The sequence below is a fragment of the Clostridium akagii DSM 12554 genome (genome assembly GCF_000686725.1).
Classification (GTDB): Bacteria; Bacillota; Clostridia; order Clostridiales; family Clostridiaceae; genus Clostridium_I; species Clostridium_I akagii.
In genome coordinates, this window is sequence record NZ_JMLK01000035.1 from 1 (window position 1) to 24350 (window position 24350).

Below are 24350 nucleotides of genomic sequence, written 5' to 3' on the forward strand. Positions count from 1 at the left end.
ATTCCTTAATGAATGTATAAATCAAAATAACTCCATTAAGGAAATAATTTATAATTATATAGTGAGTAACAGTGGTGTAAAGTCACCACAAGTTAGTTACATTGAAAATATTCAAAGTGATGAAAAAATACTCAAAGTTACTCAAAGTGATGATATTAAACTAGATATTAATAATAAAGTTACTAAAAGTGAGGAAAATTTACAAGAAACGAGTGAACTGGAAATAAATGAATTAGAGGAATTAGAGGAATTAAATAAGTTTATTTGAATGGAAATAATAATTAAAGGAGTGGCTTAGTTGCTACTCCTTTTCTATATCCCAAACCAAGTTAGAATGAGGTATACATCTTACTAATTAATTACTTACTAACTTTGTAAGGTTATTTGCATATAACTCAATTACTCTGATAATTTAAATTAAGGAAAAATATTTGATGATTTTGTAACTCAAATTAAGAAGATAAAAAACTTGGTTATAAAAGAATTATTCAAAACACGAGAAAATAAGCTATAAAATCTTATATTTTTAACCACTGCGAAGAGATATAGGTTTTATATTTTTATATCGAGTTATATGTGGTAGAAAATAAATTGTAACATAAGAAAAATATTGAAGTAATGCATAGTTTTAGAGTGAATTTTGGAGTATAATGGGGTAAATTAAGAATAGATGTTAATTTATTGAGATTAATATGCTTAGCGTTGAATTTATAGAATTCATATAATGTCTATAATGGGAAGTTGTAAAATGAATCACCATAGACTTTTAAATAAGATACAGATATTAAATATTAAAGAAATTACCGTGAGAAACAACTACTAAGTAGAATAAATAACAAAGCTGTGAAATACAATATCGACGTTATCGAAAAAATATATACAAATTATGGAGGAACTATGAAATCAAAATATATCAAGCTGTCACAAGATAAGCTTAGAGATAAATATCACTGCTATGGTCATTTTTATACTTTGAGAATTAATAAAAACAACTTAATTAAATGCAGAAGTGTACTGGAGATTGTTGAGTCAAATAGTACTTTGGACAATGGTATTATGCCAACAAATAATATGCCGGATGCTATCACAATTATGATGAACCCTGGCGGGTCAGAACCGGATTTACCAAATATTTCACAATATATTGAAACAATAATTAATGATAACTTTTTCAATATAGATTTTATGAATAAAAAGCTTGTTAGAGCAATTCCAGATGTTACTCAAGATAGAATAATGAATGTTACAGGGTGGAAACATGTAAGGATATTAAATTTATCAGATGTTAGAGAAAAAAATTCAACTTATCTTAAAGATCATTTAAAAAAATTCGAAGTTGCATTAGACTCAAGCATACACAGTATATTTTCACCAAAACGAAAAGCTGAAAGAGAACTAGCACTATGCATAGAAGATATGCCGTTAATAATATTTGGATGGGGAACTGAAGAGTATTTGGAGAAAATAGGGGAGTATGCTTTTAAATATATTACAATGGATAACAAACAAAAATTTGTTGGAATTAAGCAAGATAACTATAACTTTTATCATCCTGGGAGAAGAGAAAACTGGCATGACAATATATTAAATCAAATTTACAGTCTATAAATTTTGTTAAATTTAATATAATACAACAATACACTTTATAATAAGGGTGCAGACCTTTGGAGAATCTAAAGTATATGTATTAACTATTAAAGAGTATAAAACAAAATGTATAATAAACATATTTGTAAATTAAAGATTAAAGGAGATAAATAGATGAAATTAGAAATAAAAATACTAGATGCCTTTAATGGTGACAGTTTTTTGATTTCAATGGAAGATAAACTTATAAAAAATATAGTCGTTGATGGGGGAATTAGTAAAACTTATATAAGAGACTTACATTCAGAAATAGAATTAATTGAATCAAAGGGGCAGGATATAGACTTAATGTTTATTACACATGTTGATGATGATCATATTGGTGGAATTATATCATTTTTTGAAGATGATGCAATCAAAAAGAATATAGTAAAGAGAGTAGTTTATAATTCAGCATTAACCATATCAAAACATTTAAATGTTAAATATGATTCATCAAGGGAAATTGAAATTAATAATATATCTCAGCGAGAAATGAGCTATGAACAAGGGAAAACTCTAGAAGGAGAATTATTGAAATACAATTTGTTAGAGCCTAAGGTTATTAAAGCACTAGATAAAATTGATTTAGGACCCGCTAGTCTAACAATATTATCACCTAGAGAGGATGATATTAAGAGGTTATATAATAAATGGGAAAGAGAAACAAGTGATAAAAAAAAAGCAAGTTCATCTGAAAATGACTATAAAAAGTCTATAAAATGTCTATTAGAAGAAGATAAATATAGAAAAGATAAATCTATCGTTAATATAAGTAGTATTTCATTTTTGCTAGAGTATGGGGATTTTAAAATATTAATGCTTGCTGATTCAACATCAGATATTATAACAATATCATTAAACTCTTTAGGTTATACTAAAAATAATAAACTGATTGTTGATTATGTAAAATTGCCGCATCATGGTAGTAAAAATAATTTAAATTACGATTTGCTAGAAATAATAGATTGTAAAAAATACATAATTTCAACTGATGGAAGTATTTTTAACCATCCTGATAAAATAACATTAGCACGAATACTTAGCGTTTTTAATAATGTAGAGTTTTATTTTAATAGTTCAGTTTGTGAAGAAATATTTTTAGAAGAAGATAAGGAAGAATATGATTTTACATTTACTAAAACAGATATATTGGAGTTAAAAGATGAAAGAGATATATAATATTGAAAAATATTCAATAATGATAGAGTGTAATGGAGAAGAAGGATCAGGAGTATTTGTATCTTCTAAAAGTACAGAATATGATTATGTATTAACGGCTAAGCATTGTTTGAAAAATTATAAGGACAAACCAGAAAGTATTATATTTTCAAATAATACGTTTAGTACCATGCGTGCGTTTAAGAATGATACGTTAGATATAGCTATTATAAAAGTCAAAAAAAGTAATCTAGTATCTTTATTTAGTTTTACTAATAATGAAGAATTAGAAGAGTACAGTGGAAATATATATTTATATGGATATCCTAAGATAGCACGTGAGCAAATAATAAAATCATGTAAATTAAAATGTAAATATGATAATAGTGCAAATAATTTAATTCGTTTAGAAGTACTTAAGGAAATTTCAACATTTAAAAAATCAGCAATACAGTTGCTAGAAGGAATGTCAGGCTGTGCTGCATACATAAAAAAAGACAATGTTGTAATACTTCTTGGTATATATTATGAAAATACATACGAGGATTTTGCATATAGGAATATAAATATAATTCCTTTGGAGACAATTAAAAATATGATAACAAATTACAATTTAGCAGATTTAAACTTAAGTTTTTATAGTGAATTAATAATTGAGGATTTCGATCCTTTATACAGTAGTTATGATGAATTAGCTATTGAAGACTATAGAAATCTTAAGAATAAGATTAATGATGTGAGTCCAGAGTATAACAAGAGGAAAATTGGCGTATTAAGTAGAAAACTGGCTGCTGCAACTTCTGAGATAGACAGGCTTTCACATAAAAGAAAATCAGCATTACTGTATAGAGTTTTTGCAGCTGCAAATGAAAAACAGTGTGAATTAGTGATTGATAATAAAAAAATACTTTCTGAAAATGAAATAGATGTATGGATTAATAAGTATACGGATTATGCTAAGAAGATTATTGATGAAAAATCTGAAGATTATAAATATCCTTTGAAAAGTAGAGATATAATTAAGGGAGCAGTATTACAGTTAATGGATAATTGTTATATTTCATTTGATGAAAAGGGATATTATGATGAAGAGGGTAATGAAAATGAATAATATAAGATTAGTAAAAAAGAGATTAATGTTTTCTGTTGCAGAAGATTCTTATTTTTTAACTTATAATATAATATTAATTTTAGGATTATTACAATGTATTAATGATAAATATCTAAAAGATTCGAATAAAATAGCATTATTAGTCACTATAATAGAAAAGCCACAAAACATAGAGGTTGTTAGAAAGGTATTAAATGATAAAGCTTTAAATGAATATGATAAAAATGTACTTTTTGATATGTATTATAACAGCAGGCTTAGAGTGAGAAGTGTTATATCAATAATATTTTCTTTGGATAAAAAAGAAATTATAAATGTTAGGAAGAGTGGAAAAACGATTGATATATCATTAACTGGTAGCAATATATATGAAAAATTTATTAGCAAAACAATATTTAAAGATGATGTGAAAGCATATGAAGATATATTCTCTCACGTAAATAAGTTTAAAAATATTGTATATCATACTTTTGACAGTGTAATTTTTAAAGGTATAAAGGAGGAAGTATGGGATATTTAAAAATAAATAAGGTTACTTATTCAGGAGAAGAATATTATTATAAATCACCTACATTTAGCAATGGGATAAATGTAATAGAAGGTCCTAATGGGTCAGGGAAAAGTACTTTAGTTGATCTAATCTGTTATTGCTTAGGTTGTTTTGTCGAGCATTTTAATCTTAAGAACGGTAAGATTCATGAAGAAATTTGCAATGATAAAAATAATTGTGTGAATTTAGAAGTAGAGATAGATAATATTAAATATATATTGCAAAGGTATATTAATTCCAATGATATTTTTGTGAATGAAAATAATAAAATAGTACAATTTCCAGTAAATAGATATGAAAAGAAACAAAGAATATTTTCAGATTGGTTATTAGAAAAACTTAATATTGAACCAGTAGAAATATATAATAATACATTTAGTGGCATTATTAGTTTTGAGGAGCTATTCAGGTTAATACATTATGAACAAAAATCAAATCTATCTAAAATTTATAAGGAAGCTAAAGTGGATGGTAATTATATCTCAGATTCATTAGTACGAAGAAAGGCTATATTTGAAATATTGATGGGGGAAAAGTTAATCAATTACTATTCAAGTTTGAACAATTATAAAATCGCAGAAAAGAAATATCTATCAGATAAAGGCGTATTTGAAATATTCAACAAATCGATAAAAGAGTTATATCAGGGAAACATTCTTGAGCATGGTTCTAACATAGAGGATATAAAGAAGGTTGAACTAGATATTTTTAAAATTCAAAGTGAAATTAATAAAATTTCACAAGAAGTATATACTACAAATGATTTTCTTACGGAATTAAGTGACTTAAAAGATGAAATTACAGACATTACATTTATTCTAAGAGATAAAAAAGAATACTATAGGAAAATAATCTTGGAACTGGAAAAAGTAAATATTATTATGAAAGATAAACAAATAGAAGTTGAGCAATTGAAAAAAATAGTTTTTACTCATCAAGAGCTTAATATATTTTCTCCCAATACATGTCCATATTGCTTTAATGAAGTTATTAGAGAAAAAAATCATTGTGTATGTGGGAACGAAGTGGATGAAAATTATTTTGAAAAATCATTTTATAGTATGAAAGAATATTTGGCAATGATAAAACAGAAAACTAAATCTTTTAGTACGTTGAAAGATGCAAGAGATGATATTTTAGATGATATACAAATGTCAACTAAGGAAATTAATGATATTGTACAAAAATTAGAAAAAAAGCAAAAACTTATTTTAAATATGAAAGACGATAATATATTAAATTTTAACACTACAGGGGTAAAAAGACTAAGTGATAATATGGTTACACTAAATTCTAAGCTTAATATATTAAATGAAAATGAAAGTTTGTATAATAAGGGTATTAGTTTGAAGTCAGAGATGAATAATGCTAAGAAACATTTTGATAATGCGAAAACAAGTCTTGAAACTGAAGAAAAATATAGTGAGACAAAAATTAATGATATGATTAAGCGTTTTAGTAAGGTTTATAATAATTTGATGAAGAAAGTAGTTGATACATGTAAAAATGCTAGTATTGATGATAACTATATGCCAGTTATTAATAAAGGAGTATATATTAATGCAAGTGTTGATGTGCAAATAAAATTAGTATATTTTATTACACTTTTATGGGTTTCCTTGGAGAATGAGGTTAGTTTTCCGAGGTTACTTATTATAGATACTCCTGAAAGCTTGGGAATTGATAAGAATAATTTATTTAACACTTTAGAGTTATTAGCTCAGCTCCCTGGTAAGAAAAATTATCAAATTATTTTAACTACCGGTTTAGGAAAATATCCCAAATTAGATAAATTTGTAGTAAAAGAAAAAATGACAAAAAAGAAAGAACTTTTAAAGAAAAGGATTGAACAAAACAACCAATTGGATGAAAATGTAAAGAAATTTGATTAGCTATATGTTATGGTAAAAGCTTAAATGTATACAGTGAAAAGAAAGCGACTAGAGGCATATACTAAATAACTAGGATTTAGTCGTTTATCCCGCCGGATTGTGCATTTACGATATGTCAAAAATGTTTGTATCTTTTATAATGGGTAACTAGAATGATGAATGAGAAATTAGGGCATTAGAGGGAGTGAAATTATGGATTTTGATGCTAAGTTAAGAAACATTGAAGAATCTATTAAAGAAAATGTGATAGATGTTTATGATTCTGATTTATTAAGCATTCCTATCAAATTGGCATATTTTGAATTACAAGGATACACAAATCTTATAATTGAGTTAAATAAATTAAGATATTCTTGTATATCATACACTGAAAAAAAGAATCTTAACTATAAATATAAGAGGGTTTATCTATCAAGTAGAAGGATGTATAGGCGACTTCTTAGGAATCTCTGTAATGGTACATTAACAATTCGGTATCCTAGATGTTTAGAAGGAGAAGAAGAATGTTTTTATGGAGCATTAAGTTATTCATGTAAGTTTAATAAAGAGAAATCTTTAGATGAGAACATTGTAATTTACATGAAATTAAAATTAAATCAGAGGATATACGAGACGAATGAGGAGTTGTTTAAATTAAATCAGTACCCTAATTATTACATAAATACATTTACCACTTTTATAGGCCCATATTCGGTAGCTAAATATGAAAAAGACATCATATTCTATAAAGATGTTTTTATAGCAGTATCAGAAGAACATCACTTTTCAATATTTTACAATGAAAATTCAACTGAGGAAACAAAAAAAGCTTTGTTAAGTATTCTAGCGTATTTTAATGGAGAACCTTATTTTTATTTTACTGAGAACTATAACTTCAACAGAAAAATATGTGAGCTGTATGAGAAGTTTGACCTACTTGACATGTTAAGATTGAGAAAAAAAAATTTTTTTGATAGTAAGAGGGAAGAACCATTTATAATTGAACTTCCAATACTTAAAACTAAGAATGGATATAATCTTATATGTTTTGATGACATACAACATGAAATGATTTTTGAATTGTATCACGCGTCATTAAAACAATTTGAATCATTGCCAAGATGTATTTTTCTATATAGAGTATTTGAATATGGCTCGATTCATCATTATCAACCTCTTTTTAAGCCAAATAACTATCGTCCTGAAGATGCTCTGGACTATTATGCTAATGAAATAATGACGCATAGCTTTAATCCTTTGTATTATGTTGATGCTGGAACATATGAAAGTGAAGATAGAAAGAAAATTATTAGGGAACGAAAAGCAAAATATGTTAATATCACTACAAGGCTAAGAAAAGAAGTTAAGATAATAAAAAAAGAATGGAGTGGGCATCCATACCTTAAAAACAAAACAATTGGTAATATTATATATGTAACTGGTAGAAATGCTGCAGCGCATGGGGCAGGAGATAGAAGAAATGCAAGATATGATTACTCAATGAATTACAAACATATCAATGATGTTAATGTTTTCCTCGAGCTAATTGCTAGGTATTTAATAGAAAAGTTAAATCCTCAAATTACAAATATGGTTGAAAGAAAAATTAAATGTTATATCCAACACAATCAATACGAAAAAATATTTGAGAAGAAAAAGGATAGTTGATTTATAGATTTTAAATTATACATTAATTAACTTTCTATTATCCATAGAATTAGACAAGCTACACAGGTGCTAATTAGGCTAATAACTGGAAGCTGCATATTGATAGTTAATCAGTTACACTAAAGGGGATTTTATGAAAGTATAGAATGAGATACGGTGAACCGTACCATAACTAATGTGAATCTGAGTGAAATAATTAGGCAATGGAATATATTTTTTGCACGTACATAATGCAACTGCCCATTATTCATATTACCATTAGGCTAATTAGTGGAAGTTGTTATATCAATAATGAAAAGTTTGTCATCTTTCTTTCGCGGAAATTATGATGAATAACGAATCAATTTTAGCAGATATTAAACGTTATTTTGTTTTGAGGAATGAAAAAACAATCAGATCTGGACAGTGTCAATAATCAGATTAAATGGATTATGGTATGGAATATGAATGAAATTATTAGGGAAGGTAGGATTTATAAATGGACATATTTGGACATGCTAAAAACCTAAACGAGGAGCAGTGGCATACAAAGTTTAAGCTGCTGAAGGAAGATGATTATTCTGAAGGGGAAAGAGAAATATTAAGACAATGGGTTGATGGGTTGGTAGATAGAGATCATAAGATGGTGCAGGAGTTTCAAAAAACTTTCCATGCTAGCTTTTGGGAGTTCTATTTGTATGCCTGTTTCAAAGAAGCTGGATTTACTCTTGATCAAAGCCATAACAGACCCGATTTTATGATTAAAGCGCCATATGAGGTGAATGTTGAAGCAGTTGTGGCAAATATAAAAGATCAAGGTAGACCGGAATCAGATAGAGGAATAAATGATTTAATGGATATGTTTATTCCACCTAAAAATCAGGATGATTTTTATAATATTCAGCATGAGGCTATTGTTCGACAGTCAAATGCAATAACTTCAAAAATAAAAAAATATGAAAATGAATATGTGGGGTGTGAATGGGTAAAATCAGACATTCCATTTGTAATTGCGATGAGTTCATATGGGCAGGTGAATTATGGAAGAGAATTTATTTACCCAATGTTGACTTTATTATATGGTATGTATTATATACCAGAACAGGAACGGTATAAATTAGTGAATGAAATACCAAAGCCAAGAACAGAGGCAACTATACCAGTGGGCCTGTTTAATTCCGATAAATACAGTGATATTTCAGCAATTCTTTATTCATGTACAACAACATTAGGTAAACTGACATCTCTAGCGAAGTCGTCAGGATATTATTCCATGAACGAGGTATATAATTTAAGACGCGATTACAAGGATACGAGGATTCCTTATAAATTACAACATGTTAGTGAAGAAACGCCAGAGTGTTTAACAGATGGATTATTTCTTTTTCACAATCCACATGCAAAAAATAAGTTAGATATCATATGCTTTGAAAATACGAATGTTACTCAATTTTTCTGGGATAAGGGGAAATTGAAGCACACGAGCAATACTTATCCGATAGTATGTAGACTTAATTTTCCACATATGTTGGAACAAGATTTTACAGAGCTGATTCAGGAATATATGCGTCAATATAATGATTTTTCACCGATGGAGTTCTATAGTATAGATCCGTCTCAGAAGATGATTGTAGATTTCGATAAAAATTGTTTGATATGTGCATGGGTAATAATGAAGGAAGAACAGCAGTTGAGAAATATTCATTATGAAAGACCGCAATTTCTTACAGATGAGTATTTAGAAAAAGAAGCTTTAATGGAAGTTAGAAAAAGAACCGAGGAGATAGAAAAAATTAGTAGTATTGATATCGTTAGAACAAAAGAACGGTTTTATGCAATTAATCGTTAGTATAGTGCTAGAATAAAAAAGTACAAGAGAAATTGAGAAAGTTATCAGTAATGATTAAAATAAAAGAAAGGGATGGGGTAACTTAATCATGAAAAAGAAACATGACAAACAATTTAAAGAAGATGCTGTAAAATATTATATGGTACATAAAGGGCTAGGAGTACGAGGTTGTGCCCAAAACCTTGATGTAAGTGCTAGTACCTTATCAAAGTGGAACAGGAATTCTAAAAGCGATGATGGTATTGAAGTTAGAGGTTCTGGTAACTATTATAGCGATGAGCAGAAAGAGATTGCTAGATTGAAATGTGAACTTCGTGATACAAAGGATACACTTGATGTATTAAGTATGTCTAAAGGAGATTATAAATGTAAAAACAATTGTACGATAATTGAAGATAAAAAACTAAAAGAAAAATTAGGAATTGAATTTATTGATCTTGCTTATCGTTTCGACTTTAAAGTATGCGTAAAATGTGGTGCTCTTTATCCAGCAAGTATTAAAAAGATTAAAGCATATTACAATATGTTACAATTACCTGCCACATTTAATAAAGCTTTAGATTTACTATATATTTCACAATATGAATCTGCGGTCCGTGAAGCTATTATAGTGCTAGAAAATGAAATTCAAAAAATGTCTGGATTACGTGATTTTAATGGATTTAAATTAATAAGTGAGGCATTTAAATATAGTTATGACTCTAAAAATGCTAGAATATCTTTAGAGCCTAAAATTAAGATTAATTCATTGGGCAATATTACTGAAAGAAATGAATATGAGGGGTTACAGTTTATGCTAATGGGTTTCTTTAAGGGAATACGGAATATTTATATGCACAAGAATGTAAGCACAACAATAATGATAAGTTTAAATTTAATACCCCAAATAGCTTTCTACTATTATTTAATACATTCTGAAGGTCCTAAATACACCAAATGAGTATTATTTTTAGTGCATAAGGTAATTAAATCAGTTAATGCAGAAAATACAGAGCTAGCGTATGATTTATAAGTTATATAACATCGGATACCAGTAATATGTAAATTATAAATTTATGAAGTTATTTTTTATGAAATTTAATATAATTCAAGTCAAAATAGTGTATGGAGGTGTTACATATGGGGGTAAATATAAGTGAACAACTATCAATTGTAATGGATAAAGTTAAAGCGTGTTCATCAAGTTATGCTGATTTAAAGGATTCTATTATTGGTGAAAATACTTTTGAGCTATTAGGAGATTCTGTAAAAGTATTAGCACTCTTAAATAATTCAAGAAAATTATACTGTTTAACAAAGTTTAAGTCATTTTTGGAAGGAATAAACTTTGAAACTGTATCAGAGGAAAACTTACAGAAATTAATTGAATATGTTGATAATAGCGAAAAAGCAGAATTTATTACCTCTACATTTGATAAGATACTGTCTGCTAATTCAAAAATTGCATGTAGTGTGATAGGGTTATTAGTTAATGAAATGTGTATTAAAAAAAGAGATGTGCAACAAAGTGATTTAATGCTTACACAAGCATTGTGTATTATGAATGATTTTGATGTGAAAAACTTTGTTCATTTAATGGATATGAGAAAATGGAAAGAAGGTTCAAAGTTTAAGGCAATAACAAATAAAACAATGAAAGTTTTCAGAGAAAAATATAATATATCAGAATTAGATTTGAATTTATCATTGCAAGTTATAGGGAAAGGTGGACTTACTGAGAAAGAAGGAGAAGCTAAGCTTGATATGGATTCAGATAACCCGGAACTTAGTAGTGTATCATATGAAGAAACTATATATTTTAATATGTTAGCTAAAAGATTACATATGTATGCCAAAAAGATAGTTGATCAAATAGAAAATTAAAATTCTTAAATATGAAGAAATAGTCTGAGTATTGAGAATAAGATTTTACAAATATCAAAACTACTCCTTAATATAGTAAAAATGGTAAGCTGTTTAGGAATAAAATAAAAATTTACAGTCTATTTTAAACTATATATTTTTTAGACTTAAATAAAAAAACACCACAAAAAATATATAAAGAAAACAAGTGGCAATCGCGCAATGTTGAATAGTACAAAAGAATATCTTATTTTTGCTATGGTTAAGTGCACTATAAATAATGGGAATTAGGGTGAAATATTTAGACTATGAAATTTATTTAATATACATAATAAACTTCACATTATTCATATAATTGGAAGCTGAAAAATCAATTACTAATTTAAGTAATGATAACACTGATTTAATTTATATATTATAAGTGTAATGTGTTTAAACTTATCTTATAAAGGAAGGAAAATAATTAATTAGTTAAACAATATTCTTATACATCTAACATGTGGAGGGCAATGAAATTTCGTTAATGGATATATTAAGCTGTGAAGGCGACTCAGTAATGGAGATTGTTGAGAACAAAATTCAGGTTAAAAAATTATATGAAGAAATAGAGAACTGTCTAAAAGGAAGAGAAAAGCTAATTATTTTAATGAGATATGGTCTGCACGATGGAAATCCTAAAACTCAAAGAGAAATTGCAGCAAAGCTTGGAATCTCAAGATCTTATGTGTCAAGGATAGAAAAACGAGCTCTAAAAAAACTGTTTAACCAATTAAATGTCACAAATAAATAAAAAGCTAGCATTAACATTTTAAATATAAATTAAGTGTTAGTGCTAGCTTTTTATATGTGAAAAATGCTAAAATTAGGCTCTTATGATTTCTATACTAAAATAAAGAATATAGAAAATAAGGACTACAGTGAGGAAGATATACAAGGGCTTATAGATAATAAAATAATTACTGTCCATATTAAAGAATATGTTTCATTTTTAAATAATATATTAAATGTTATAAAACCATATGCTAATCTAAATACATATAAAGTGTATTGGACAGGAGGTACAAGCATTATGCTACAGGAGTATATAAAACAATTATCACTTAAAAACAGTACAATATTAGAAAATGCAAGTACAAGTAATGTAGATGGAGCACTAGAGGCATCAAAGAAGGTGTGGAGCTATGGCAATAAGTAAGGATAGTGTAAGAATACAGTTTACTCTTAATATAACCAAAGAAAAAGAAAAGCAGATAGCAGACTTCCTTAATGAGTGTATAAATCAAAATAACTCCATTAAGGAGATAATTTATAATTATATAGTGAGTAACAGTGGTGTAAAGTCACCACGAGTTACTTACATAGAAAATACTAAAAGTGATGAAAAAATACTCAAAGTTGCTCAAAGTGATGATATTAAACTGGATATTAATAATAAGGTTACAAAGAGTGAGGGGAATTTACTCGAAAAGAGCGAATTAGAAATAAATGAATTAGAGGAATTAAATAAATTTATTTGAATGGAAATAATAATTAAAGGAGTGGCCTAGTTGCTACTCCTTTTCTATATCTGAGATATGGGTTGCAGCTTTATTTTGATACTGAAGAGGAAAAAATATTTGATGATTTTGTAACTTAAGTGTAAGAAGATAAAAAACTAAGTTAAGAAGATAAAAAAACTAAGTTAAGAAGATAAAAAAACTAAGTTATAAAAGGATTATTGAAAACATGAGAAAATAAGCTACAAAACCTTATATTTTTATATAGAGTTAGGTATAGTAGAAAATAAATTGTAATATAAGAAAAATATTGAATTGATGCATAGTTTTAGAGCAAATTTTGGAGTATAATGGGATAAATTAAGACTGTATGTTAATTTATGGTCATTAATATGTTTAGAGTTTGATTTATAGACTTCGTATAATGTCTATAATCGGCAGTTTATATTGCTAAAAAAAATACCTAATGAATATTATTTAGGATAATAATGGAGCGTTAAGAATTTATGTTGGAGATGAGGTGGTAGATAGTAAAGTAACAAGAAGCAATGGAGAAGTCTTGGCACAAGAGTTTATTAATTTTATGGAAAATCCCTATTTCTTAAATGAAGAGTTGTATCCTAACTTATATACTATACACAAATACAAATACAAATACAATAATTTAAGTTTTACGATTGAACCTAAAGTTGATAAAGAGCAGCATATTCAAAAATGTTGTATTAGCAGGAGTACCAATACATATCCTTTAGAGAAATTAGATGTAATAATTATAAGTACATACCAAATGATATTTAGATATGGTTCGTTTTATAAAGCCTACAATTCACAGATAGATTATGTTGTCATAAGGACTTTGTATTTGCAGCATATATATACGGATTGTAGATATCAAATGTATTTTTTTGATGGAAAAAAGAGGCTAAATGATGCACTAGGCATATTAGCAGAAGTGGTGTTTTCAAGTAAGAAACGCTAATTTGAAAGGTTTATTGCGTACAATTGCATTAAGGAGAAATCAATATTTATTATATTAAGCTATTAAATCAGTTTGATAATGATTGTGAAATAGATGTAAACAGCTTTTAAGGAGGTATAATTCATGCTTAGAATAGACTTAGCAATTTTGGATACTAATAAGAATATTTGTAAGAATATTGATCGTTTTGATGAATCTGAGCGCGGTTTAATAAGTCAAAATATTTTAGCACAACTCCGTAATTTTGTCGAGTATATAGCCGGAAAAGTTTATGCAAATGGAGCAGATGTTGACCCAAATGATTATAATACAAATGTTGCGGCACTTACATATTTGCAAACCCGCGGTAATCTTAGATTTTTAATCAAATTTCATGAATTACTACAAAAATCGGTATCACACTATACTATTGACGAGGGCGGCTCTGAACGACTTATGCTCAAGTATTATGAGTATTTATTGAAAATAAAAATTTTTCTAAAAGATACATATAATCTCGATGTTTTAGAAAACATTGAAGACTTTCCGTTAAATAATGATATTGAATTAGCTGATTATTATGAAAAGATATCGGAAAAGATATTTCATCCAAGCTATAATCGTACATATAGCAACTACAATGACCGTTATTATATCCAAAAAATCAAACCTTTTTTTGTGAACCAGCAAATATTCTATGAGATAACTTTCACAGTAGCAAATAATAAGGCTAGCAAATTTGATAGGCTGATTGCATTTACTAGATTAGATATATCAGATAATTATGCTGTCAAACTTTCGATACATAACGATAATATTCAAATTATTGGTAAAACAATGAGCATTCAAATTATTGATAATTGGTCAGTTTCAATAAGACCTTGTGAATTAGACAATTTTGCCGATATAATTTGTAAGCATCATAAAATTAATGGTAGTACTATTGAGTATCAGGAAATAATGAAATTTCTTACGGAAACAAAAATGAGCCTTACAGAGCTTATTATGTCTTCGGAAGAGTATTTTCAGTCTATAAAATTAGCAATTACAACACGTTCAAAGGTAACACATTTTATAAATATTTTAGATCAATGTAGAGAATTGGTGATGAAGGACTCGTCAGGGAGCAATATCATCCGCTATCTACTACATAAATTAAATAACAAAGTTATAAAGTGGCAATTTTGGCGAGAACCTTGTAATATGTTGTCAAATTTATATTTAGGATATGGCTGTATTCCTTTTGATCGGATGCCGTATAATACTTCTTTAATAAAACATAATCCAAGAATATACGATTTGCTAGAATGCATTTCTGTAAATGGTCGTGAACATGAATTGTTTGCTAGGTATATCAAAAACAATACTGAGATTGAAGGTATGCTATTTACGCCAATTAGAGATATCCAAGGCTTTGAAAATATCGAAATTCTTATGGAAAAATATAACAGAGGATTATATTACAAACATATGCATAGACGCCTTGAAATCTTTAGTAACCAAATATACACTAAAGGTTATGCTGATGACAGTGATTTTATAGTTGAAAAACTAAAAGAACTATCAAGCATTGGAATCGGTCAATATACTAGCTCAGTTGATTCATGGTTGCAACAATCTAGTTATGACATTGATTGTGAAGAAAAAAAGACTGCTCTTAGAGAAATGTTCTCAACTTCAAAAGTCGCGCTAATATATGGCTCTGCTGGAACTGGAAAGTCAACATTAATAAATCATATTTCTAATTTTTTTGCGGATAAGAAAAAAATATATCTTGCTAATACTAATCCTGCTGTTGATAATATGCGACGTAAAGTTAAAACTGGAAATAGCAATTATAAAACTATCGCAAGTTTTATATCTAATAAAAATATAGATACGGAATGTGATATCTTATTCATTGATGAGTGTAGTACACTTGGTAATTCAGATATGCGAGAAGTTTTAGCAAAGGCAAATTTCAAACTCCTTGTTTTGGTCGGAGATATATTCCAGATAGAATCTATTTCTTTTGGAAACTGGTTTAGTATAGCCAGGTCTTTTGTTCCTAAAGAATCTATTTTTGAGCTTACAAAGCCATATCGAAGTACCGATAATAATTTGTTGTTAGTTTGGGATAGAGTACGTAATCTTGATATAGCAATACTGGAACCTTTGGTTAAAAATAATTATTCTACAAAACTGGACGAGTCCATATTTGATCATGCGGAGGGTGACCAAATCGTCCTATGCTTAAACTATGATGGTCTTTATGGGATTAATAACATCAACCGTTTTTTACAAAATAGCAACCCTAATCCATCAGTTCAATGGAGTACTAATATTTATAAAATTGGGGATCCAATTCTTTTCAATGAAACAGAAAGATTTACACCACTAATTTATAATAATATGAAAGGACAGATTTCAAAAATAGATATAGAAGAAAATCAAATATGGTTTAATATTGAACTTGATATTTCTATAAATGGGTTAGATGCATTGGGATATGATTTTGAGCTAATTGGACAATCCTTAGATGGGAATTCTATAATAAGATTTAGCGTAAACAAGTATAGAAGTACAGATGAAGATGATGATTCTTCAGATGTAGTAGTTCCCTTCCAAATTGCGTACGCGGTATCAATTCACAAAGCACAAGGCTTAGAATATAATTCAGTTAAGATAGTTATAACAAATGAAACAGAAGAACGCATTACCCATAATATCTTTTATACCGCAATTACACGTGCAAGGCAAAAATTGAAGATATATTGGTCACCTGAGACAGAAAACAAGATTTTAGGTGGTATGATATTGCTGAATAATAATAAAGATGTAAATTTGCTAAAGGCCAAGTATAGTCATTTGACAAGCTAAGCTAGTTACAGTTAAGTTTATTAATCAATAAAATATATTAAGTGTAAGTGGATATTTCATTATTATTATTATTATTATTATTATTATTATTATTATATATTTAAGGTACGTGGGGTGCGTGGTATTGGTGTCAAGGTCCGATAAACAAAAGAACGCAAAAGTGTAGAAATAAATGAATCTTTGAGGGATACGTTTGTCATATCAAATAGTGCTGTATTTTTGGGGAGGTATTGATATAGAATTCTTCAGCGAATGTAAGGTTAGGATATGAATTTGGAAAGATTGGTTCTCAAATTTTAGATGAATTTGGGTTTTGTGTTTTATTACCTGATATAAATCATGATGTAGGATATGATATATAAGGAGATTGCATTAAATATAAATTAGCAGTTGAAGTAAAAATTACTAGAAACATTAATATTTCTAGTGAACCAGTCCTAAAGGCTGCCAAGAGACTTACATTATCTGCTTCAAAAGAAAAGCGTATACCTGTTCTGGTGATTGCAGGGCTAGTTCTAGAGCGGTTAAAAGACGAGCTGAAACAGTTTTCGGATTTAGTAATTTGGGATGTACAAAATTTACTTTATCTAGTCAAAGACGATGAAGTATTAAGGAATGGCTTGATAGCTATTTTAAGTTTTTCTACAGATGAGTTAGACAAATTAAACCAGATAAAATATGGGGATATAATTCACCAACACAAGCTTATCAAGAGTCCATAGCTAATAAATTAATTAAAAAACTAAAATTTTGGAACCCAGAGGATAAAAAGAAAACGTAATATGAAGAATTATGCTGTGAAGTATTACAAACCCTCTTTTTGATGATTCAAGTTTTTGGGAGACACAACAGAAATCTAATAGTGATCCATTTAGATTTGATTTAATATGTAAAATCAAGGTGGTAATGATAAAGAATTTTGGAGAATGGCAGAATGATATTTTCAAACAAAATACATAATTTTTGAATTTAAGAATTATTCAAATGAGATTACTCAAAAAGAGATATTTACAACAGAAAAATATTTTTACTCAAAAAAGCCTTGAGTGGAGTCGCTATCATAAACTAGTGGAAAACAGATGTTGTTAAATTTACATTTGATGGATTTGATATACTATTTAAAGAATACAAGAAGGGTAGTAGTACCGATGTCCAATATAGAAAAATTATATATGAAATTATTATTTGAAAATAAGAAAAAATTATTGAATAAGTTAATACTTAGGTTTCCGATAGTTCAGCAGTATTATTAAAATGAAAAAATATTGATTTGTTAGTTGAAGGTATGAAACTTGATAAGAAGTCTATTAGTGAAATAAAAGAGGTATTTGCAATAGTGAAAAGAGGATGAAAGTTATGTGCACAATAGAAGAAAAATTAGATGAGATGAAACGGATTTTACGAAAAACAAATAAGCAGCCTATGTTTTTTATGGGAGCAGGTTTATCAAGAAGATACTTGGAATCACCTAGTTGGGAAGGATTATTAAAACTGATAGCAAAAGAGGCAAAATGTGATTATGAAGCTATTAAGAAAGCATGTGATGGGGAAAATGAAAAAATTGCTCAAGAACTGGAGTATTATTGTTTTAGAAATGCAGATATTGAATCAGTAGAAACAGAAGAGCATAGAGCTTTGTTCAGAAATTACATTACCAAAATTTTCAAAGAATATTCTGATAAATATAATAAAAGGTATGATTTTGGGAATATAGAGGAGTTTAATAAAAATATAATAAAAAGGTTAAATGATATTGGAGGAAAATATTACGAATGTGATTCTATGGCAATTGATGAACAGGCAAAGCGATATGAAGAAATTGCATATGATATCAGTGTTGCCGCAGATATTCGGAAGAAAATGATTGAAATATTGGAATTAAAAAAAATACATCCTAAAGCGATCATAACGACTAATTATGATACATTAATAGAAGATTTTATTTTTATGGGTAGATGTGATGTACAGATAGGACAAGAAGGCTTTTTATGTGGAAAAGAAAATATGGAAGAGGATAGGAGCAATTTGTATAAGATTCATGGTTGCATTACAAAACCGGATACTATTGTTATTACTAAAGAAGATTATGATGGATTCTTCAATAAAAGTAAATATTTATATTCAAAAATATTAACAATGTTCTGGGAATATCCTGTGATTTTTATCGGATATAGTATTTCTGACAGAAATATAAAAGATATTTTGACAGTGATGGTTGATATTATGACGGAAAAACAGAAAGAGGAATTCGCAAAACATATATGGATTGTGGATTATGTTGTAAGTATTAAGGATGAGCGAGTAGAGCAGAAGAAAATTGAATTATTAAATGGTAAAAGCATTAGCATAACATGCTTCTATTTAAATTATTATTATAAATTTTATAAAGCTGTAAATGATGTTGTGCTAAGTCAAAGTTTTGGAAAGTTGAAATTTAATATTTCTGATAATGTTATTGAATTGTTGATAAAACCACTATATCAATTACAAGACAAAATGCAAGTTGTTGTAAGAGAATTGCTTCAAAATGCATTAGACGCATGTAAGAGTAAAGGGGTTAGTTCAGATATAAGTATAAAATTGATCAAGGATAGCGAAAGAAATGAATATTTACAAATTGAAGATAATGGAACAGGTATGGATATTAAAGTTGTAAGAGAGAGTTTTCTAACTATTGGGAGAACTAGCAAAAATAAAAATGCAAAGGGGTTAGTCGGTAAATATGGTGTTGGAATATTGTCATTATTTTTGTTAGGAGAAAATGCAGAAGTTTATACTAAAACGGAAAATGAAATACTATCCTTTAGACTTTATATTAAGAATGAAAAAAAACAGGTCACTTGGATAGATAAAATACCAGATGATATAATGAAAGTGGACAAACCATCGTTTACAATTGTTAGAGTACATCTAAAAGATAGCATAATAGATGAGAAAAAAACAATCGAAAACTATACCGAAAAATTGGGGTTGGAGAATTATCTTACAAAGTCTCAAAATTCAATAATAATTGAAGTTAATGGTAAAAAGCAAGAAATAGTGAAACTAAATAAGGATGACTGGTTTATTGAGGCAGAAGCTGGAATTAAAATATATAAAGCGGATTGGTTAGAAATTGATTATGATGAATTAAGTGATAGTGATAAAAAATTAAAGCAGATTTTAGATAAACAAAATACAGTTTTTTATAATGATATGATTTCAAAAGCGATATTTGATGTAAAAAATTTAAAACAATTAAGTGGAATAGATATTCCTTTTGTTGCATTAGACATATTGAATGCAGAACTGTATGAAAATGAGATTAAAACTAGTTTATCTAGGGAAAGCATGAATATTTCGGGAAGTACTATGCGGAGTATTGGAAAAACTATTTATGAACTTGAAATAGATGAAGTAATAAAAATTTTAGTAAATGATAAAAAGCGACTAAATGAGAATGAAATTGAAATCTTTGATATTATAAAGCATTTAAATGACAAGTGTGGCATTATTAAAAAAAATTGTGATATTTTGATTTGTAATAAAAAAATTAGTATGTCAGAGAAAAATATGTGTAACCACATTGAAGTATGGGGTGATGAAGAGAACTTTAAGAAAGTCTATGAGAAGGTTTCTTACCCAGTGAAATATTGTCAATATATAATGCATAAAGCATTGGTAGCTGATTATATTATTAATGGCAAAGTTAAGGGCATTTCGATAAAGTATTTGGAAGATTATATTTTTAATGCACAGAGCTCATATTATGGATTGAAAAAACAAGCATTGATTATGATTTTTGACTCAATAGGAATATCCTATGGTGATACTAATATTAGCAGTGCGGCTCTGTGGGATTTTATAAAAACAAATAGAGAGGAAATTAAAACAAAATATGATCTGCAAGCAAAAAATGAAATTATCTGGTTGAAAACCGATGAGGAATTGGACAGTATTTTGTCGGTAAGAAATACCTATTTAGTAGTTTTTTCTAAATCTCAGGTAGACAAATATTTAGATGATTTATTTTCTGAAAATTTACATAGAAAAATAGAAGAAAACAATCTTAGTGAAATTATCCAAATACTTTAATATAAAATTGATTTGATAGTTATTTTGAGACATACTAAAACAAAGTAGAAATTTTGTAAATATATACGATGACATTTTTCAGAACTTAATTAAGAAGTAAATCATAATAGTTAAAGTAAGATTCTTTAAAAGAAAAGTGATTCTATAGAAACCAGGAGATATAAACTGAATGAGGGGGATAATAATGGAAGTGGCATTATCAATTGATTTATTAAATGAGAGAGTGTGTCATGAATATGACTACGGCGAAAAACGTATAGTCGGAATTATATTGGCAAGATATAATATTGGCTTAACTAAAGATGTAATATCTGACTGTTATGAATATTGGCACTTAAACACAGGCAAATTTCTAGATATTTTTTTGGCAGGATACGGAGCATACCTTTGTCCTGATGATCAAACTTCAACAAAAATGATTCTTGATTTTTCAGGAAACGATGATAGAATTTATTTTGATTTAGAGGCTTTTATTAGCATAAAAAACGAGTTTAATCAAGTATGCGATAAAAAATATAAGGATCATGTAGAGTTAATTCTTGCAAATTATTACGATGGGCATATACATTTTAACGAAGTATTGAAAATTGATTTAGAAAAAAATCTTGATAAAAGTTATTCCAAAATTAGACAACTAGTTGAATTAATAACAAATGAATGTAAATCAAAACATGATATTGTTTCATTGATTAGGCAATTGAAAAAGACAGAGTTCTTTGATATTATAAAAGGCTTTAAGCTCAGTGATGTGATTAATTTCACATTGGCAGCAGCTGGCATAATTATTTAAAATTGTAGTAGTATTTCTGTAAAAAAATTTGATACAAACATCTCATTAGGCTAATAATTGGAAGCTAACAATAAAGATTTTTTTACAAGTATAGACGGTATAATAGGAAACATACCACACATAATGTTGAGTCTTTTGATACAGACAAGTTTTTGAAGTAAATTGTTTCGCGGTAAAATCGATCATACATAAGAAGATGAGTGTAATGAAACGATAAAGTTTATTAATTGAGTAAGGATTAAATTGGTTAGGTGATTTGATGAAACAAAAGTGTAAAAAATGTGGAAAAATTTGTAATATAAAACCAACTAAATATATTAAGGTATTTTTGAGAAGAAAGATGATTTTTATGTGTGAAACTTGTGAAGATCTAGTTGACTGGAAAACAGACGATGATTCGTATCAATCAAATATAAATCATTTTGGTTGGGATGAATGTACATTAGAGTGTTTTGATTCAAGATTGTATTGTTGGATTTATAAAAAAATAATTAGGGATAAGAAATATTGTGAAGTGAAATTGAAAGGTGGTGTGATGTATAACTGTTTTCCAGTTGATCTAAAAGATGATTATTTAGTTTGTTGCAAGGATGAATTTGATTCCATAATAGAATGTGAAGTGCATCGGAGGGGGGAACTGGAAAAAAGTCTTCCATTAAATTGTATACAAGGTATAAAAATTCTTGATATATATAAGGACTATGTTGAGTCAGATGTTGAAGAACCAGTATATGGATTTAAGGGTGTGCAGTTGATAAATGGAGTTCTTAAAGCACATGATTATATATATGAAATTGGAATACCATATGAAGAACCACAGAGGAATAGGCAGCGTACAGATTTTCAAGATGTTTATTCACATTTTTGTATTAGAATTGAAGATGTATTGTTAAATTATAGAGATTTTATTACTTCATCTATATCATTTAGTCAAGGAAAGGGATATGGTGAGGAGCGATTATTTGTAGTTAAAGGAGATGGACATTGTTTTCAAAATACTAATTATGGTTGGGTATCAAATAGATTAACACTTATAAGAGAAGTTTCTAAGAAAGAGATAATTCAATATTTTAACAATAGTCCGGATTTAAAATTAACAACAGAAAAATACTTTGAAGATGCAAATATAATATATAAGAATGTATGGTTAGAATATACAAAAACAGATATAAAACCTTATAATCAATTTATGAGTAGTGATGAAATTGAGAATATGCTAATTCGAAGCTGCGAGTATAATAAGATAGTTCATTGTCCCCAAAATGATAAGGTACCAAAGTTTGAAAAATGTCAAAGTTGTCATTATTATACGTATGATATGAAAGGTAAAAAGAAAACATATAGCTATTTGATAGTAAGAAATGCAATTCAAGAAGGTACTTTTGATGAAACCGATATTAACTATCAGTATCTATGGGAACATAATTGTAAAAGTGAGTTAGAGGCTATCCAAAGATTGTTAAAATATAAGCTAATGGAATAATAATTTTAGTCTAGCATGGCCATACTACAATAAATTGGTATGTGTCTATTTATGTTATGGATAGATGTTTTTCGTAGTTTTGAACTAATTTTATAATATAAAGTCAATTCGAAATGCATACTGTAAATATCAAGATCCACACACAAGATTTGATATGATTTTTTTACGTAAAAAGATTAGGCTATAGTTTGTAAAACATCATCAACAAGAATTCTTTAGTAATCAGGCGAAGGAAATAGTGAATGCAATTACGGTACCGTATCATAAACCAAAATTAAGATGGTATATATCTTCCTATTATCCATATAATTGAAATCTAAAAAATCAATTAATAATTTAAGTAATGATAACACTGATTTAATTTATATATTATAAGTGTAATGTGTTTAAAGTTATCTTATAAAGGAAGGAAAATAATTAATTAGTTAAACAATATTCTTATACATCTAACATGTGGAGGGGAATGAAATTTCACTAATGGATGTATTAAGCTGTGAAGGCGACTCAGTAATGGAGATTGTTGAGAATAAAATTCAGGTTAAAAAATTATATGAAGAAATAGAGAACTGCCTAAAAGGAAGAGAAAAGCTAATTATTTTAATGAGATATGGTCTGCATGATGGAAATCCCAAAACTCAAAGAGAAATTGCAGCACAGCTTGGAATCTCAAGGTCTTATGTGTCAAGGATAGAAAAACGAGCTCTAAAAAAACTGTTCAACCAATTAAATGTCACAAATAAATAAAAAACTAGCATTAACATTTTAAATATAAATTAAGTGTTGGTGCTAGCTTTTTTATATGTAAAAAATGCTAGAATTAGAAATAAGGTAAGAAAAATAAATTTAGAAGTGGTGTATTGATTTTCATTAGTATATTTTTAATATTGCCAGAAGGATACAGTAGTTATTTTTGTTTAACTACAGAACAGAAAAAAGGTGATATATGCATTATAGATTGTGGAAGTAGAACAGTAAATCTTGCTATGTTTCAGAATGGAAAAGTTGTTAAATTGCAGACTATAAAATTAGGCTC

General features: G+C 27.8%; 17 protein-coding genes and 2 pseudogenes. All 19 read left to right on the plus strand.

Annotation, left to right across the window (positions count from 1 at the left end; genetic code table 11):
* Positions 1-268 (plus strand): hypothetical protein (locus BR66_RS26025; protein ID WP_035796342.1); only part of this gene is annotated, 268 nt, incomplete at its 5' end.
* Between the two features lie 629 nt (positions 269-897).
* Positions 898-1608, plus strand: coding sequence for a hypothetical protein (locus BR66_RS0114365; protein WP_026883539.1), 711 nt, complete (start codon positions 898-900; stop codon positions 1606-1608).
* 153 nt (positions 1609-1761) lie between these two features.
* Positions 1762-2808, plus strand: a complete 1047-nt coding sequence (locus tag BR66_RS23980; RefSeq protein WP_051624255.1) for a ComEC/Rec2 family competence protein — start codon at positions 1762-1764, stop codon at positions 2806-2808.
* Positions 2792-3898: a trypsin-like peptidase domain-containing protein gene (locus tag BR66_RS0114375; RefSeq protein ID WP_026883540.1), complete on the plus strand. Its 1107-nt coding sequence runs from the start codon at positions 2792-2794 to the stop codon at positions 3896-3898. The genes BR66_RS23980 and BR66_RS0114375 overlap by 17 nt, the downstream gene beginning before the upstream one ends.
* Positions 3891-4418, plus strand: a complete 528-nt coding sequence (locus BR66_RS0114380) for a hypothetical protein (protein ID WP_026883541.1) — start codon at positions 3891-3893, stop codon at positions 4416-4418. Before BR66_RS0114375 ends, BR66_RS0114380 begins: the two co-directional genes overlap by 8 nt.
* Complete coding sequence (locus BR66_RS0114385) at positions 4406-6340, plus strand: AAA family ATPase (RefSeq protein WP_026883542.1); 1935 nt, start codon at positions 4406-4408, stop codon at positions 6338-6340. The genes BR66_RS0114380 and BR66_RS0114385 overlap by 13 nt, the downstream gene beginning before the upstream one ends.
* A gap of 192 nt (positions 6341-6532) precedes the next feature.
* On the plus strand, positions 6533-7987 hold the full coding sequence (locus BR66_RS0114390; RefSeq protein WP_026883543.1) for a hypothetical protein: 1455 nt from the start codon (positions 6533-6535) through the stop codon (positions 7985-7987).
* A 478-nt stretch (positions 7988-8465) separates the two neighbouring features.
* Positions 8466-9815 carry a hypothetical protein gene (locus BR66_RS0114395; protein WP_026883544.1) on the plus strand — a complete coding sequence of 450 codons (1350 nt, stop codon included), beginning with the start codon at positions 8466-8468 and terminating at the stop codon, positions 9813-9815.
* A gap of 88 nt (positions 9816-9903) precedes the next feature.
* Positions 9904-10755: a TIGR02391 family protein gene (locus BR66_RS25275; RefSeq protein ID WP_084156527.1), complete on the plus strand. Its 852-nt coding sequence runs from the start codon at positions 9904-9906 to the stop codon at positions 10753-10755.
* 179 nt (positions 10756-10934) lie between these two features.
* The gene (locus BR66_RS0114405) at positions 10935-11678 is read left to right on the plus strand and encodes a hypothetical protein (RefSeq protein WP_026883545.1); all 744 of its coding nucleotides are present in this window, start codon (positions 10935-10937) and stop codon (positions 11676-11678) included.
* A gap of 481 nt (positions 11679-12159) precedes the next feature.
* Positions 12160-12447, plus strand: a pseudogene (locus tag BR66_RS23990) (sigma-70 family RNA polymerase sigma factor); the annotation flags it as partial.
* A 63-nt stretch (positions 12448-12510) separates the two neighbouring features.
* Positions 12511-12852: an Alp7A family actin-like protein gene (locus BR66_RS0114415; RefSeq protein ID WP_026883546.1), complete on the plus strand. Its 342-nt coding sequence runs from the start codon at positions 12511-12513 to the stop codon at positions 12850-12852.
* Positions 12839-13174 carry a hypothetical protein gene (locus BR66_RS0114420; protein WP_026883547.1) on the plus strand — a complete coding sequence of 112 codons (336 nt, stop codon included), beginning with the start codon at positions 12839-12841 and terminating at the stop codon, positions 13172-13174. Before BR66_RS0114415 ends, BR66_RS0114420 begins: the two co-directional genes overlap by 14 nt.
* A gap of 499 nt (positions 13175-13673) precedes the next feature.
* Positions 13674-14132, plus strand: coding sequence for a hypothetical protein (locus BR66_RS0114425; protein ID WP_026883548.1), 459 nt, complete (start codon positions 13674-13676; stop codon positions 14130-14132).
* A 123-nt stretch (positions 14133-14255) separates the two neighbouring features.
* Positions 14256-16970, plus strand: a complete 2715-nt coding sequence (locus BR66_RS0114430; RefSeq protein ID WP_026883549.1) for an ATP-dependent DNA helicase — start codon at positions 14256-14258, stop codon at positions 16968-16970.
* A 1356-nt stretch (positions 16971-18326) separates the two neighbouring features.
* Positions 18327-21044, plus strand: a complete 2718-nt coding sequence (locus tag BR66_RS0114440) for an SIR2 family NAD-dependent protein deacylase (protein WP_026883551.1) — start codon at positions 18327-18329, stop codon at positions 21042-21044.
* Positions 21045-21228: 184 nt separating this feature from the next.
* Positions 21229-21834 (plus strand): hypothetical protein, encoded by a 606-nt coding sequence (locus tag BR66_RS0114445; protein WP_026883552.1) that lies wholly within the window; start codon positions 21229-21231, stop codon positions 21832-21834.
* Positions 21835-22093: 259 nt separating this feature from the next.
* Positions 22094-23317 carry a hypothetical protein gene (locus tag BR66_RS0114450; RefSeq protein ID WP_026883553.1) on the plus strand — a complete coding sequence of 408 codons (1224 nt, stop codon included), beginning with the start codon at positions 22094-22096 and terminating at the stop codon, positions 23315-23317.
* Positions 23318-23773: 456 nt separating this feature from the next.
* Positions 23774-24061: pseudogene (locus BR66_RS23995) on the plus strand (sigma-70 family RNA polymerase sigma factor); the annotation flags it as partial.
* Positions 24062-24350: the final 289 nt, after the last annotated feature.

Excerpts from the sequence above, each read along its gene's own strand:
- BR66_RS0114365 (WP_026883539.1), top strand. The coding sequence starts at position 898 with ATGAAATCAAAATATATCAAGCTGTCACAAGATAAGCTTAGAGATAAA.
- BR66_RS23980 (WP_051624255.1), top strand. The coding sequence starts at position 1,762 with ATGAAATTAGAAATAAAAATACTAGATGCCTTTAATGGTGACAGTTTT.
- BR66_RS0114375 (WP_026883540.1), top strand. The coding sequence starts at position 2,792 with ATGAAAGAGATATATAATATTGAAAAATATTCAATAATGATAGAGTGT.
- BR66_RS0114380 (WP_026883541.1), top strand. The coding sequence starts at position 3,891 with ATGAATAATATAAGATTAGTAAAAAAGAGATTAATGTTTTCTGTTGCA.
- BR66_RS0114385 (WP_026883542.1), top strand. The coding sequence starts at position 4,406 with ATGGGATATTTAAAAATAAATAAGGTTACTTATTCAGGAGAAGAATAT.
- BR66_RS0114390 (WP_026883543.1), top strand. The coding sequence starts at position 6,533 with ATGGATTTTGATGCTAAGTTAAGAAACATTGAAGAATCTATTAAAGAA.
- BR66_RS0114395 (WP_026883544.1), top strand. The coding sequence starts at position 8,466 with ATGGACATATTTGGACATGCTAAAAACCTAAACGAGGAGCAGTGGCAT.
- BR66_RS25275 (WP_084156527.1), top strand. The coding sequence starts at position 9,904 with ATGAAAAAGAAACATGACAAACAATTTAAAGAAGATGCTGTAAAATAT.
- BR66_RS0114405 (WP_026883545.1), top strand. The coding sequence starts at position 10,935 with ATGGGGGTAAATATAAGTGAACAACTATCAATTGTAATGGATAAAGTT.
- BR66_RS0114415 (WP_026883546.1), top strand. The coding sequence starts at position 12,511 with ATGCTAAAATTAGGCTCTTATGATTTCTATACTAAAATAAAGAATATA.
- BR66_RS0114420 (WP_026883547.1), top strand. The coding sequence starts at position 12,839 with ATGGCAATAAGTAAGGATAGTGTAAGAATACAGTTTACTCTTAATATA.
- BR66_RS0114430 (WP_026883549.1), top strand. The coding sequence starts at position 14,256 with ATGCTTAGAATAGACTTAGCAATTTTGGATACTAATAAGAATATTTGT.
- BR66_RS0114440 (WP_026883551.1), top strand. The coding sequence starts at position 18,327 with ATGTGCACAATAGAAGAAAAATTAGATGAGATGAAACGGATTTTACGA.
- BR66_RS0114445 (WP_026883552.1), top strand. The coding sequence starts at position 21,229 with ATGGAAGTGGCATTATCAATTGATTTATTAAATGAGAGAGTGTGTCAT.
- BR66_RS0114450 (WP_026883553.1), top strand. The coding sequence starts at position 22,094 with ATGAAACAAAAGTGTAAAAAATGTGGAAAAATTTGTAATATAAAACCA.